Origin of the sequence: Streptomyces sp. JHA26 (genome assembly GCF_002005565.1) — a bacterium.
Classification (GTDB): Bacteria; Actinomycetota; Actinomycetes; order Streptomycetales; family Streptomycetaceae; genus Streptomyces.
In genome coordinates, this window is record NZ_BDJC01000052.1 from 36980 (window position 1) to 50921 (window position 13942).

At 73.1% G+C, this 13942-nt stretch carries 12 protein-coding genes and 2 pseudogenes; 11 read left to right on the forward strand and 3 right to left on the reverse strand.

From position 1 onward, the window contains the following. The first annotated feature begins 94 nt into the window (after positions 1 to 94). Both JHAT_RS26295 and JHAT_RS26300 read left to right on the forward strand, forming a co-directional pair. Positions 95 to 640, forward strand: a complete 546-nt coding sequence (locus tag JHAT_RS26295) for a TetR/AcrR family transcriptional regulator (protein ID WP_171991061.1) — start codon at positions 95 to 97, stop codon at positions 638 to 640. Between the two features lie 3 nt (positions 641 to 643). After that, positions 644 to 2176 (forward strand): MFS transporter, encoded by a 1533-nt coding sequence (locus JHAT_RS26300; protein WP_077800746.1) that lies wholly within the window; start codon positions 644 to 646, stop codon positions 2174 to 2176. Positions 2177 to 2256: 80 nt separating this feature from the next. On the opposite strand, the pseudogene JHAT_RS26305 reads toward JHAT_RS26300, so the two are convergent. Next, positions 2257 to 2950, reverse strand: a pseudogene (locus JHAT_RS26305) (lysophospholipid acyltransferase family protein); the annotation flags it as partial. Between the two features lie 575 nt (positions 2951 to 3525). On the opposite strand from JHAT_RS26305, the gene JHAT_RS26310 reads away from it, so the two are divergent. From JHAT_RS26310 to JHAT_RS26320, 3 genes are all read left to right on the forward strand, one after another. Then, positions 3526 to 4731, forward strand: a complete 1206-nt coding sequence (locus tag JHAT_RS26310) for a glycerophosphodiester phosphodiesterase (RefSeq protein ID WP_077800748.1) — start codon at positions 3526 to 3528, stop codon at positions 4729 to 4731. Between the two features lie 75 nt (positions 4732 to 4806). Continuing rightward, the gene (locus JHAT_RS26315) at positions 4807 to 5301 is read left to right on the forward strand and encodes an RNA polymerase sigma factor (protein ID WP_077800749.1); all 495 of its coding nucleotides are present in this window, start codon (positions 4807 to 4809) and stop codon (positions 5299 to 5301) included. 57 nt (positions 5302 to 5358) lie between these two features. Further along, positions 5359 to 5856 carry a GNAT family N-acetyltransferase gene (locus JHAT_RS26320; protein ID WP_077800750.1) on the forward strand — a complete coding sequence of 166 codons (498 nt, stop codon included), beginning with the start codon at positions 5359 to 5361 and terminating at the stop codon, positions 5854 to 5856. Between the two features lie 31 nt (positions 5857 to 5887). Here JHAT_RS26320 and JHAT_RS26325 read toward each other — a convergent pair whose 3' ends face one another. Beyond that, positions 5888 to 6316, reverse strand: a complete 429-nt coding sequence (locus tag JHAT_RS26325; protein ID WP_077800751.1) for a hypothetical protein — start codon at positions 6314 to 6316, stop codon at positions 5888 to 5890. Position 6317: 1 nt separating this feature from the next. Further along, positions 6318 to 6677 carry a hypothetical protein gene (locus tag JHAT_RS26330; protein ID WP_077800752.1) on the reverse strand — a complete coding sequence of 120 codons (360 nt, stop codon included), beginning with the start codon at positions 6675 to 6677 and terminating at the stop codon, positions 6318 to 6320. Between the two features lie 685 nt (positions 6678 to 7362). On the opposite strand from JHAT_RS26330, the gene JHAT_RS26335 reads away from it, so the two are divergent. The 6 genes and pseudogenes from JHAT_RS26335 to JHAT_RS35015 form a co-directional block, all read left to right on the forward strand. Then, positions 7363 to 8403: a methionine ABC transporter ATP-binding protein gene (locus JHAT_RS26335; protein ID WP_077800753.1), complete on the forward strand. Its 1041-nt coding sequence runs from the start codon at positions 7363 to 7365 to the stop codon at positions 8401 to 8403. After that, positions 8400 to 9137: a methionine ABC transporter permease gene (locus JHAT_RS26340; protein ID WP_171991063.1), complete on the forward strand. Its 738-nt coding sequence runs from the start codon at positions 8400 to 8402 to the stop codon at positions 9135 to 9137. Before JHAT_RS26335 ends, JHAT_RS26340 begins: the two co-directional genes overlap by 4 nt. 95 nt (positions 9138 to 9232) lie before the next feature. Next, on the forward strand, positions 9233 to 10057 hold the full coding sequence (locus JHAT_RS26345) for a MetQ/NlpA family ABC transporter substrate-binding protein (protein WP_077800754.1): 825 nt from the start codon (positions 9233 to 9235) through the stop codon (positions 10055 to 10057). A 135-nt stretch (positions 10058 to 10192) separates the two neighbouring features. Beyond that, on the forward strand, positions 10193 to 10831 hold the full coding sequence (locus JHAT_RS26350; protein WP_077800755.1) for a GNAT family N-acetyltransferase: 639 nt from the start codon (positions 10193 to 10195) through the stop codon (positions 10829 to 10831). 117 nt (positions 10832 to 10948) lie between these two features. Then, positions 10949 to 12169, forward strand: coding sequence for a precorrin-6y C5,15-methyltransferase (decarboxylating) subunit CbiE (gene cbiE / locus JHAT_RS26355; RefSeq protein WP_077800756.1), 1221 nt, complete (start codon positions 10949 to 10951; stop codon positions 12167 to 12169). A 346-nt stretch (positions 12170 to 12515) separates the two neighbouring features. Then, a pseudogene (locus JHAT_RS35015) lies at positions 12516 to 13942 on the forward strand (5,6-dimethylbenzimidazole synthase); the annotation flags it as partial.

The following is a 13942-nucleotide window of genomic DNA, read 5'->3' on the forward strand; positions in this document are numbered from 1 at the left end:
TGATGCCCGGGTGTCCGGGTGTCCGTCGGCCCGGTGGTGAGTCGCACATGCCCACGATGAGACGTGAATGTCTCACATGGGTTACCCTTGTCTCATGGCCGTCGATCGAGAACAGGTACTGCGCAGCGCCGCGGCCCTGCTGACCCGCAGAGCCACCGCGACCATGGACGAGGTCGCGAGGGCCGCCGGGATCAGCCGGGCCACGCTGCACCGCCACTTCGCCGGGCGCGACGCCCTCGTCCGTGCCCTGGAGGCGCTCGGCATCGCCGAGTGCGAGGCGGCCCTGGACGCGGCCCGCCCGCACGACGGGCCCGCGGCGGACGCGGTGCGCCGGCTCGTACGGGAGATGGAACCCGCCGCCGGCCTGCTCGCCTTCCTCTACACCGAGAACCAGCTGTTCGAGGGCGAGCAGCAGAACGAGGGCTGGGCCCGCATCGACGCCCGGCTCACCGAGCTGTTCCGCCGGGGCCAGGAGAGCGGCGAGTTCCGCATCGACCTCACCCCGGCCTGGCTCACCGAGGCGCTCTACGGCCTGCTGGCCTCCGGCGCCTGGGCGGTGACCGAGGGCCGCGTGGCCCGCAACGACTTCACCCACATGATCGTCGAGCTGCTGCTCGGCGGCGCGCTTCGGAGAGAGTGAACCATGACCCGCACCCTGCAGTCGGCGCAGCCCACCGAGGCGGTGAAGCGCCCCGGCCGCTGGCTCGCGCTGTCCGTCCTCGTGCTGGCCGTACTGCTGGTGGCCGTCGACGCGACCGTCCTCGGCCTCGCGACCCCCTACATCAGCGAGGACCTCGCCCCCTCCGGCACCCAGCTGCTGTGGATCGGCGACGTCTACTCGTTCGTCATCGCCGGTCTGCTGGTCTCCATGGGCAGCCTCGGCGACCGCATCGGGCGCAAGCGGATCCTGCTGATCGGTGCCACGGCGTTCGGCCTGATATCGGTCCTCAACGCCTACGCCTCCACGCCCGAGCTGATGATCGTCGCCCGGGCCCTGCTCGGCGTCGCGGGCGCCACCCTGATGCCCGCCACCCTCGCCCTGATCCGCAACCTCTTCCACGACCCGCGCGAGCGCAGCCTCGCCGTCGGCGTCTGGGGCGCCACCGCCTCCGCGGGCACGGCGGTCGGCCCGATCGTGGGCGGTTTCCTGCTGGAGCACTTCTGGTGGGGCTCGGTCTTCCTGATCAACCTGCCCGTGATGGTCGTCCTGGTCCTCGTCGGCATCAAGCTGCTGCCCGAGTCCCGCAACCCGGACCCCGGCCCGTGGGACCTGGCCAGCGTCGTCCTCTCCCTGGTCGGCATGGTCGGCGTCGTGTACGCCGTCAAGGAGGCCGCCGCGCACGGCTTCGCGTGGACCACGCTCGCCGCGGGCCTGCTGGGCGCCGCCGCGCTGTACGGCTTCGTCCGCCGCCAGCTGACCATGCCGGTCCCGCTGCTCGACATGCGGCTGTTCCGCAGCCGCGGCTTCAGCGGTGCCGTCCTGGCCGACCTGCTGACCGTCCTCGGCCTGTCCGGACTGGTGTTCTTCCTGTCGCAGTACCTGCAACTCGTGCAGGACAGGCCGCCGTTCGAGGCGGGACTGGCCGAACTGCCCGCCGCGATCGGCGCGGTGGCGGCCGGCCTGATCGCGGGCCGCGCGGCCCGGCGCTTCTCGGTGCGTTCCGTGGTCTCCGGCGGGCTCGCCGCCGTCGGCCTCGCGCTCGCCGCGCTGACCGTCATCGGCCAGGACACCGGCTACCCGCTGCTCGGCGCGGCCCTGCTGGTGGTCGGCGTCGGCGCCGGGTTCTCGTTCACCGTCACCGCCGACGTGATCCTCTCCAGCGTGCCGGGGGAGCAGGCGGGCGCCGCCTCGGCGGTCTCCGAGACGGCCTACGAACTCGGCGCCGCCCTCGGCATCGCCCTGCTCGGCTCGATCGTGACCGGCGTCTACCGGGACTTCACCGGCCCGGCGGGCACCCCGGCCGCCGCCCACGAGTCGCTCGGCGGTGCGGTCCAGGCCGCCTCCGAGCTGCCCGCGCACACGGCCGGGGCCCTGCTGGACGCCGCCCGCGGGTCCTTCGTCGACGGACTGACGCTCGCCTCGGGCGCCGGCGCGGTGGTGCTGCTGGCGGCCGCCGGCGCGGCCTGGTTCCTGCTGCGCGGCCAGCGACTGGAGGACGGGGTCGAGCACCCGTAGCCGTACGGAAGCCGCGGGAGACGCCGAAGGCGGGCCGCCGGTCCGGTGGCCCGCCTTCGGCACGTGTGCTCCGCGCGGTGTTACGCCGCCTTCGCCTTGCTGGCGTACATGTCCACGTACTCCTGGCCGGACAGCCGCATGACCTCGGCCATCACGGAGTCGGTCACGGCGCGCAGGACGTAGCGGTCGCGGTCCATGCCCTCGTAGCGGGAGAACTCCATCGCCTCGCCGAAGCGGACCGTGACCTTGCCCGGCCGGGGCAGGCCCGCGCCGCCCGGCTGGAGCTTGTCGGTGCCGATGACGGCGAACGGGACGACCGGGGCGCCCGTCATCAGCGTGAGCCGGGCGATGCCGGTGCGGCCGCGGTAGAGGCGGCCGTCGGGGGAGCGGGTGCCCTCCGGGTAGATGCCGAAGACCTTGCCCTCCTCCAGCACCCGGCGCCCCGTCATCAGCGCCGCGACCCCGCCCCGGCCGCCGTCACGGTCGACGGGGATCATGCCGACGCCGGTGAAGAACCAGGCCATCAGCCGGCCCTTGAGCCCCTTGCCGGTGACGTACTCGTCCTTGCCGATGAAGAAGACCTGCCGGTCGCAGGTCAGCGGCATGATCACCGAGTCGATGAAGGTGAGGTGGTTGCCGGCCAGGATCACCGGACCGTCGCCGGGGATGTTCTCCACACCCTCCACCCGAGTGCGGAACATCAGGCGCATGATCGGGCCGAGCACTGCCTTGATGAACACGAAGCGGGACAACGGGTCCTCCGGTGTCGGGGATGCGGTATGAGTCTGTGCAGGTGAGGACATTACTCGCGGCCCAGGGGGTCGCGCACGTCGGGTTCACCGAGGTCTCACCCGGTGTTGACGCGTGTTCACCTGCGGTGCCGGGGTGTCGCACGGCCGTGACGCGTACGGCGGGGTGTGAGGCAACTCGCGTTCGCGGGGAAGGAACCGCCCGCACGTGCTCGCCGCTCTCGCCGTCCTGGCCGCCGCCGCCACCGTCCTGGTCCGCGGAGACCGGCGGCGTCGCCCCTCGGGCGCGGACACCGCCCGGATCGAAACACGTACGACGCGCGGACCGTGTGAGGCGCGCCGTCGCAGCCGCGTCGCCGACCCCCTTCTTCTCCGTGGCCACGGTCCCGCCGGGCACCGCCACGAGGAGTCGCGGCCACCGACCGCGTACCCCGGACCGGCGTCCCCAAGCCGACGGCACGTCAGACGTCCCGTCCCACCTGCCCCTCCACGCCCGCCCGACATCCCCGGTCACCCGCGTGTTCCGCACGCGGTCTCCCGCCCGTCATGTACGCGCCCCTACGATCGCCCCGCAGTGACGGTCGACGGCGGGAGGTCCCCATGGGCACGCAGGGCACGCAGGGCACGCGCGGTACGCAGGAGCCGGACGAGCGGACGGGCGGCACCGGACGGCGGGCGCTGCTCGGCGCGGCCGTGCTGGGCGGCGGAGCCGTCCTGGGCCTGTCCGGCACGGCGAGAGCCGCCGACACCCGGCACGGGGGCGGGCGGGGTGGACACGGCGGCCTGGAGGGCCTGCCCGTCCCGACGGTCATCGGCCACCGCGGCGCCAGCGGCTACCGCCCCGAACACACCCTCGGCTCCTACGAACTGGCCCTGGACATGGGCGCCGACATCGTCGAGGCCGGCGACCTCGTCCCCACCAGGGACGGCCACCTCGTCTGCCGCCACGAACCGGAGATCGGCGGCACCACGGACGTCGCCGACCACCCCGAGTTCGCCGACCGCAGGCGCACCAAGCTGCTCGACGGCGTCTCCACCACCGGCTGGTTCACCGAGGACTTCACGCTCGCCGAGCTCAAGACGCTCCGCGCCACCGAGCGCATCCCGGCCAACCGCCCGCACAACACCCTCTACGACGGCCGCTGGGAGATCCCCACCTTCGAGGAGGTGCTCCGCTGGCAGGACGAGCAGACGCGCAGGCGCGGCAAGCAGGTCTGGATCTACCCCGAGCTCAAGCACCCCACCTACTTCCGCAAGCTGGGCCTGGGCACGGAGGAGCGCCTGGCCCGGCTGCTGCGCAAGCACGGCAAGGACCGGAAGAACTCGCCCGTCATCGTCCAGTCCTTCGAGCCGACCAGCATCCAGCGGATGAACAGGCTGGTCGGCAACCCGCTCGCCGTCCTGCTGTCCGGCGCGAAGAGCCGCCCCTGGGACTTCGTCGAGACCGGCGACCCGCGCACGGTCGCCGACCTGATCACGCCCGCGGGCCTGAAGGAGATCGCCTCCTACGCCCAGGGCATCGGCCCCACCCTGGACCTGATCATCCCGAAGGACGCGGCCGGCCGGCTCACCGAGCCCACCACCCTGGTGCGCGACGCCCACCGGGCCGGACTGATCCTGCACCCGTACACCATGCGCAACGAGAACCCCTTCCTGCCCGCGGACTTCCGCAGGGGCTCGGATCCCGACGCCTACGGCGACGCCTTCGGGGCCTTCCGGACGTACTTCGCCACCGGCATCGACGGCGTCTTCACCGACAACCCGGACACCGGCGTGCTGGCCCGCGAGGACTTCGTCAACCGCTGAACGGCACCACACCGGTTGGAGTGACATGCGGCTGCCCGGGGCAACCATCGCCCGGGCGGCCGCGTCGCACTGCATATGACGCACGACCTGGTCACCACCCTGCGCCCCCTCCTGACTGCGGAGGTCTCGGCCGAGGCATATGCCAGCGGTACCGAGCCCGGAGACCTGGAACAGGCGGTGTGGCTACGCCTCCTGGAACGCCTGGAGGCCGACGGCCCGCCCCACGACCCCCACCGCTGGCTGCGCAGCGCCGTCCGCCTCGAGGTCCGCCGCACCCGCCGCACGGCCCGGGCCGAGCGGCCGTACGAGACCGAACCCGCCGACGCCGCCGAACGCGAGCCCGAGCAGCTCGCCCTCACCGCGGCCCGACACCGCGCCCTGCGCGACGCCGTGCGACGGCTGCCCGGCCGCTGCCCCCGCCTGATGGAGGCGCTGCTGTCCCCGGAGGACCTCACCTACCGGGAGATCGCGGGGGAGTTGGGTATCTCACAGGGCAGTCTTGGGCCGGAACGTTCCAGATGTCTGGGATGTCTTCGCCGATTGCTGACGCCGGAGGTTGCGGCCCGCTGAGGACGGGGATAGGAGTGGGGGACCACAGGTGATCAGGTGAGCGGGAGGCATGCGCACATGGGCATGAGCGTGACCATCTCGGCGGCGACCGAGCAGGATGCCGAGCAGATCTTCCGACTGCAGTACCTCTGCTTCCAGAGCGAGGCGGCGCTGTACGGCAACTACCGCATCGACCCGCTCGTCCAGACCCTCGACTCCGTGCGCGAGGAGGTCGCCCGCGACTGCGTCTTCGTGGCGCGGCTCGGCGACGAGGTCGTCGGCTCGGTGCGGGGCAGGGTGACCGAGGACGGTGCCGCGGCCATCGGCAAGCTGTGCGTCCACCCCCGCCTCCAGGGCCACGGCATCGGCGCCCGCCTGCTGCGGGCCGCCGAGTCCGCCCTCGCCGAGGAGCGCGGCGCCATCCGCTTCCGCCTGCACACCGGCCACCGCAACGAGGGCAACCTGCGCCTGTACCGGCGGGTCGGCTACGAGACGGTGGGGACGGCCGAGGGTGCGGACGGCGTCCTGATGATCGTCCTGGAGAAGCCGGCGGGGACCTACGCGACGACGGCGTGAACCGCGGGCGGACCGGCGCCGCCCGACGGCCTCAGGCGGCGTCCCCGCGGTGCGCGCCCTTGCGCAGCCAGTACAGCGCGGACAGCGGCAGCAGCACCGGGATGAAGACGTAGCCCATGCCGAAGTCCGACCACACGGTCGCGTCGGGGAACGCCGACGGCTCGGCCAGCGTCCACGTGCCCACGGCCAGCACGCCCACCAGCTCGGCGGCGCAGCACACCTGCGCCGCCCTGCGGGCCGTCTCCCCGCCCCGCACCAGGGTGTAGGTGATGAAGCCGTAGACGACACCGGCGAGGGCCGACAGCGTGTAGGCGACCGGGGCCCGGTCGAAATCGGTGGAGATCTGGTACGCGGACCGCGACACGGCGCCGACGACCATCACTCCGTACAGCCACACCAGCAGGATCCCGGGCCCGCCGATCAGCCGCGTGCGGGTCGGCTCCTCCTCGGTCGCCGCCATCTCAGCCTCCCCAGATGTCATACAGCCGCACCTCGAGGACGGCGAGGACCACACCACCGGCGGCGACCGTCACCGAGCCCCAGCGGGTGCGTTCGGCCAGCGACATGAAACCCGCCGCCGGGATGCAGGCGAAGGCGCCCAGCAGATATGCCACGAAGATCGTCGTGCCCTGCTCCGGCTTCTCGCCCCGCGCCAGCTGCACGATCCCGACCGCCAGCTGGATCAGCGCCAGTACCGAGACCGCGGCCATGCCGATGAAGTGCCAGTCCTTCGTCGGCTGATCACGGTGGGCCGCCCAGCCGCACCAGGCGGCGAGCAGCAGCGCGGCGACTCCGGTCACCAGCGTCAGGACGTCAAGCATGGCAGTGACCCTATTACGCCCCGGGCGGCCCTCCGCGCGCGGCCCCGCCCGTGACGCGCGCGGGGCCGCGCGCGGAGGGACCGCGGCCGAGCGGTCCGCGCGGGCCGGGGCCGGCGTCCGGCCGGGCCGCCGTGGCGTCGGCCGTCGTGGCGTTGACCACAACCCGTCGGCCGCCGGACCCGACGCCGACCCGCCGGACGGCGCTCTCCCGGCCCCGTCCGCGCTGGTCACCGGCGGCGCGATCGCGGTCCCGCCCGGCAGCGGTCCGCGTCCCCCGGGGCCGGCCACCCTCCACCGTTGTCCAACATCCGGACAGTGGTGTCCGCTCAGGACCACCGGTCTGCTTTACTGATCGCATGAGCACCACGAGCGACCGCACCCCTGCGACCGAGGCGACGACGACGCCCGGTGCTCGTTGTATGTGCCGAATGTGCGCCTTCTAGAGGGCCCCCGCACCACCTGAGCCTCGCGCCCCGAAGCGAGTACCCGCTCGTGTCCGCCGTCGCGCCCCGCGCACGCGACCGAGCCACGTCCCGCGCACACGTTCTCCCCGGTTCCGCCGCCCTCGCGCACCGCCACCGCGGGAACCGTGCCGCGTTCCGAAGGTCCCGCGAGAACCCCGAAGAACAACGCCCCGTGCCGGCGCACACACCCGCGCCGCGCACTCGACAGTGACGGAAACCACGTGATCACCACATCAGGCCTCACGAAGGTCTACCGGTCGCACCGCGGCCGTGAGGTCACCGCCCTGGACGGCGTCGACCTGCACGTCCGCGAGGGCGAGGTGTTCGGCGTCATCGGCCAGTCCGGCGCCGGCAAGTCCTCACTCATCCGCTGCGTCAACCTCCTGGAGCGCCCCACCTCCGGCACGGTCACCGTCGCCGGCCAGGACCTCACCGCGCTGGCCGGCCGCGGGCCCCGCGCCGGCCGGGAGCTGCGGCAGGCGCGCAGCCGTATCGGCATGGTGTTCCAGCACTTCAACCTGCTGTCCACGCGGACCGTGCAGGACAACGTCGAGCTGCCGCTGGAAATCCTCGGCAGGTCCGGGAAGGAACGTTCCCGCAAGGCGCTGGAACTGCTCGACCTGGTCGGTCTCGCCGACAAGGCCGGGTCCTACCCCGCCCAGCTCTCCGGCGGCCAGAAGCAGCGCGTCGGCATCGCTCGCGCCCTGGCCGGCGACCCCAAGGTGCTGCTGTCCGACGAGGCCACCAGCGCGCTCGACCCGGAGACCACCCGCTCCATCCTCCAGCTGCTGCGCGACCTCAACCGCGAGCTCGGCCTGACCGTCCTGCTCATCACCCACGAGATGGACGTCGTCAAGAGCGTCTGCGACTCGGCCGCCCTCATGGACCGGGGCCGCATCGTCGAGTCCGGCACGGTCGGCGAACTCCTCGCGACCCCGGGCTCCGAGCTGGCCGCCGCCCTCTTCCCGGTCGGCGGCGAGGCGTCGGGGGACGACCGCACCGTCCTCGACGTCACCTTCCACGGCGAGGCCGCCACCCAGCCCGTCATCTCCCAGCTGTCCCGCACCTACAACATCGACATATCGATCCTCGGCGCCGCCATCGACACCGTCGGCGGCCTCCAGATCGGCCGGATGCGCATCGAGCTCCCCGGCCGCTACGAGGACAACGTCGTGCCCGTCGGCTTCCTGCGCGAACAGGGCCTGCAGATCGACGTCGTGAACGAGGAACGGCCCGCGCTGGTGAAGGAAGGTGCCAAGTGACCTGGTCCGAGATGCAGCCCCTGCTGGAGCAGGCGTCCTGGGAGACCCTGATCATGGTCGGCTGGTCCACCGCGATCGCCGTCGCCGTCGGCCTCCCGCTCGGCGTGCTCCTCGTCCTCACCGACAAGGGCGGCCTGCTGCAGAACGTCGTGGTCAACAAGGTCATCGGCCAGGTCGTGAACATCGGCCGCTCGATGCCCTTCATCATCCTCATGGTCGCGCTGATGAGCTTCACCCGCTGGATCACCGGCACGACCATCGGCAGCGAGGCCGCGATCGTGCCGCTCGCCATCGGCGGCATCCCCTTCTTCGCGCGGCTCGTCGAAACGGCCGTCCGCGAGGTCGACGGAGGGCTGGTCGAGGCCGTCCAGTCCATGGGCGGCAACACCTGGACCATCGTCCGCAAGGTCCTGGTCCCCGAGGCGCTCCCGTCGCTGATCGCCGGCACCACGACCACGGTCATCGCCCTCATCGGCTACTCGGCCATGGCCGGCACCGTCGGCGGCGGCGGCCTCGGCGACCTCGCCGTCCGCTACGGCTACCAGCGCTTCGAGACCGGCCTGATGTGGGTCACCGTCGCGCTCCTCGCCGTCGCCATCTCGCTCATCCAGTTCGCCGGCGACTACGCGGCCCGCACCCTGCACCGCCGCGGCGGACGCGGGGGCGCCGCGCCCAGGCTCCGGCTGCTCAAGGCCGGGGAGCCCGCGGCGACCGACGTGAGCAAGGCCGCCTGACCCCCCTGTCTCCCCTGGAGACCCCCCGACGTCGGCGCTTCGCGCCGGTGCCCCTTGACCCAAGGGGTCGCACCACCTCAGGAAAGGCACTTTTCGTGCGTAACACCGCCAAGATCACCACCGCCGTCCTCGCCGCCGGAGCCCTCACCCTCGGGCTCTCCGCCTGCGGCCCGGACAAGGACTCCTCCGACGCCTCCGGCCCGCTGGTCGTCGCCGCGACGCCCGTCCCGCACGCCGAGATCCTCACCTACGTCAAGGACAACCTGGCGAAGAAGGCGGGCCTCGACCTGGAGGTCAAGGAGTTCACCGACTACGTCACGCCGAACACGGCGACGGAGGACGGCTCGGTGGGCGCCAACTACTTCCAGACCGAGCCCTACCTCGCGGACTTCAACAAGAAGAACGGCACCCACCTGAAGTCCGTCGCCTCGGTGCACCTGGAGCCGCTCGGCCTCTACTCCAAGAAGGCCGACAAGGCCGGTGACCTGAAGAACGGCGCGACCATCGCCCTCCCCAACGACACGGTCACCGAGGCCCGCGCCCTGCAGCTGCTCGCCTCCCAGGACCTGATCACCCTGAAGGACGGCGTGGGCAACTCGGCCACCACCGCCGACATCACCGAGAACCCGAAGAACTTCGAGTTCAAGGAGCTGGAGGCGGCCCAGACCCCGCGTTCCCTGAACGACGTCGACGCGGCGGTCATCAACGGCAACTACGCCCTGGAGGCCGACCTCAAGCCGGCCAAGGACGCCCTCGTCCTGGAGTCCGCCAAGGGCAACCCGAACGTCAACCTCCTCGTCGTCAAGGAGGGCCAGGAGGACGACCCGCGGGTCCAGAAGCTCGCGAAGCTCCTCACCTCGCCCGAGGTGAAGAAGTTCATCGAGGACAACTACGCCGGGTCCGTGCTCCCCTCCTTCTGATCCGAGCCCCGCGCCGCACCACCGGGTCCGCTCCCTCCCGAGGGGGTGGGACCCGGTGGTGCGGCCGGGTGCTTTCATGCTGCATGCTGGGCAGTTCAGCAGGTCCTGACGGTCACACAGGTTACGGAGCGGCGCATGACGAGCACCTTCCCCAACATCTCCATCAGCACGGAGCGGTTGGTGCTGCGCCCCCTCGACGAGGACGACGTCCCCGCCCTCGCGGCGATGATGAACGACGAGCAGGTCGCCGCCTGGACCCACGTCCCGCAGCCCTTCACCGAGCAGGGCGCCCGCACCTGGATCACCGAGCACGCCCCCGCCGAACGCACCGCCGGCCGCGGACTCGACCTGGCCGTCACCGAGTTCCTCACCCAGCGCCTGGTCGGCGTCGTCCAGCTGACCAGGACCAACTGGCACGTGCGGTCCACCGAGCTGTCGTACATCGTCGCCCCCTGGGCCCGCGGCGAGGGCTACGCCTCCGAAGCCGCGCTCGCCACCGCCCAGTGGCTGTTCGGCGACCAGAAGTTCGAGCGCATCGAGCTGCGCACCGCGGCCGACAACACCGCCTCCCAGCAGGTCGCCCAGAAGATCGGCTGCATCAGCGAGGGCGTCCTGCGCAACGCCTGCATAGCGCGGATGCGCACCGACGACGGTACGTGGACCGACGTGCGCACCGACTTCATCGTGTGGAGCCTGCTGCCCGAGGACATCGAGGGCGCGGCGGAGCACCTGGCCGACAGCGACGGTTTCACCACCTTCACCGACTGGAACTGACCTGGTGGACGGCGGCGTCACCACCGCGCCCCGAGGCCGCACCAGGTACCCTCACGGAGCCCGCCCACGAGCGGATCCCGCGACACGACCTGCGAAGACCCCTGGAGACTGACGACGATGGCCGACCGGGTCACGGTGATCGGCTGGGACGGTTCGCCGCTGACCGCCGCGGCACGCGCAGCCCTGGGCGCCGCCACACTGGTGGCCGGCGCCGCCCACCACCTCGCGCTCCCCGAGGTGCCGCCCACCGCCGAACGCATCCGGCTCGGCAGCGTGGCCCTCGCCGCCCGCCGCATCGCCGCCCACCGGGGCACCGCGGTCGTCCTCGCCGACGGCGACCCCGGGTTCTTCGGCGTCGTCCGCACCCTGCGCGCCCCCGAGTTCGGCCTGGAGGTCGAGGTCGACCCGGCCGTCTCCTCCGTCGCCGCCGCCTTCGCCCGCGCCGGGATGCCCTGGGACGACGCCCATGTGGTGGTCGCCCACCCCCGTACGCTGCGACGCGCCGTGAACGTATGCCGGGCCCACACCAAGGTCGCGGTCCTCACCTCCCCGGGCGCCGGCCCCGCCGAACTCGGCCTGCTGATGGAGGGCGTCCACCGCACCTTCGTCATCTGCGAGGAACTCGGCACCGCCCGCGAGCAGATCACCGTCGTCACCTCCGACAAGGCCGCCGACCACACCTGGCGCGACCCGAACGTCGTCATCGTCGTCGGCGGCGTCGCCGCCCCGGGCACCGCGGCCGACGGGGGCGGCTGGATCGCGGGACGCGATCCCGCCGCCGGACCGCGCGGCTGGTCGCTGCCCGCCGAGGCGTACGGCGGCGAACTCGGCGAGGGCGAGACGGACCTGCTGCGCACGGCCCAGCTCGCCCGGCTCGGACCGCGCCTCGGTGACCTCGTGTGGGACATCGGCTGCGGCAGCGGGGCCTTCGCCACCGAGGCCGCGCGCGGCGGTGCCGCGGTCATCGCCGTCGACCGCGACCGGGACGCCTGCGCCCGTACCGAGACCACCGCACGGCGCTTCGGCGTCCAGCTCCAGACCGTGCACGGCACCGCCCCGCACGTCCTGGAGAACCTCCCCGAACCGGACGTCGTCCGCGTCGGCGGCGGGGGAGCGGCCGTCGTCTCCGCGGTCGCCGACCGCCGCCCGCAGCGCATCGTCGCCCACGCGGCGACCCGCGACGCGGCCGAACTCGTGGGCAGGGACCTGTCGGAGCACGGCTACCGCGTCGAGTGCGCCCTGATCCAGTCCGTCGGACTCGACACCCGCGCCTGGACGGAGACGGAGCGGAGCGTCGCTTTCCTGCTCACAGGGGTGCTGCCCGATCGCGCCCCGTGATCGGATCGTCGTACCGCGCGGGGTAGGCTGGCGGATTGTTGTACCGCACTCGGACACCGGACGCTTCGTCGTCCAATGTCCTGAAAACCCGCCAGTTCCGGGCGGTGTGTGGTACGGCAGAACCGGAGGACGCGCAACGTGGCGCAGTCCACAGCGGGCCGTCGCGGATCAAGCTGTCGTGACGGGGGAACGACCGCGACAATGCCACTCAATGGCTTTGTCGTCTTTTCCGGCGGGTCGTTCGTGCCGCTGGGCACGCACGCTCGTTCTTCACTACGGGGCGGTCGGTGCGCCGTCCCGGGTGAGCTGGTCGTAGAAGCACTAACCGATGGGCGAGGGGTTACGCATGACCGACACCGGCCAGATCCCGGGCGAGGGGCTGCCGGAGAACGCAGGCATGGTGGAGCAGCCGGGCGTCCCCGCAACCGGCGCGTACACCTACCTCTCCGAAACCACCGCCGAGGACGAGGACCTGTTGCTGCTGCCGGGCGCGCAGAGCGCCTGGGGCAACGAGGTCGCGCCGCCCGCGCCGGAGCCGGTCGTCGAGACCGTGCACCAGCCGGGCCCGCACGAGATGTCCGGCCGCGACAGCGGCTCGGTCGACCTCGGCGGCGTCCGCCTGCCGGAACCGGCCGCGCCGGCCCCGCCGCGCCGACCCCTGCACCTCGGTCCGCCGATCCCCGACACCTCCGCGAGCCCCGTCCGCTCCCTCGCCGACCGCGGCCCCGCCGACGTGCCGGTGCGGCACGCCGGCCCGCCGACCGTCGGCCCCGAGTACCTCGACGTCCCGCAGGCCGCCGCCGCGCCCGCGCGGGAGGCGGCGCCCTGGGGCGCGCAGGCGGCCCCGTCGAGCTCAGGGGCGGCGCCCGCGGAAACGGTTGTTCCGGTACCGGACCAGCGTCCCGAGCCGGTGGGCGCGGCCCAGGCACTCGTCACCCGCGTGGCGACGGAGGCCGTGGCGGCGACCGGCGGCGTCCCGGCACCGGCGGAGACCGGGGAGGCCGGGGTCCCGGGCACGGACGCCGCCGCGCCCGGAGCCGGACCGGACGCGCGGGCCGAGGCCCACGACGCGGCCGTGCCGGACGACCGGACGGCCCACGCGACGGGGATCGCGCCCACCGCCGACGGCGGCCACGAGCCCCCGGCCGGGGGAGCGCCCGAGACGTACGGTGCGCCGGTGCTCGGTACGGACGGCGCACCGGAGTCCGGTGACGTGCCGGGACCGGAAGCCGTGCAGCAGCCGCCCGCGCAGGAGCCCGACGCCGTACCGGCCCCCGAGGCGGTCACGCCCGAGCCCGCGCCGGTCGCCGAGGTGCCCGAGGCCGTGACCGTGCCGGAGGCCGACGCCGTGCAGCCCAGCGCGTCGGAACCCGCATCCGGTGTACCGCCCCGGGACGAGGGCGTACCGGTCCCCGAGGCGGTCGTGTCCGAGCCCGCGCCGGCCGTCGAGGCGGTCGCCCAGCCCGTACCGGCCCCCGAGGCGATCGCGCCCGAGGCCGTGACCGTGTCGGAGGCCGACGCCGGGCAGCCCGGCGCGTCGGAGCCCGCTCCCGGGATACTGACGCCGGGCGAGGGCGTACCGACCCCTGGAGCACCCGCGTCCGCGCCGGTCGCCGGGGCGCCCCAGTCGGTGCCGGCCCCCGAGGCGGTCGCCCAGCCCGTACCGGCCCCCGAGGCGATCGCGTCCGGGCCCGTCCCGGACGTCTCCGAGCCGCCCTCGGTGGAAGAAGCGGCCGAGGCGGTCGCCGAGCCGGCGGAAGACCCGGCGTCCCC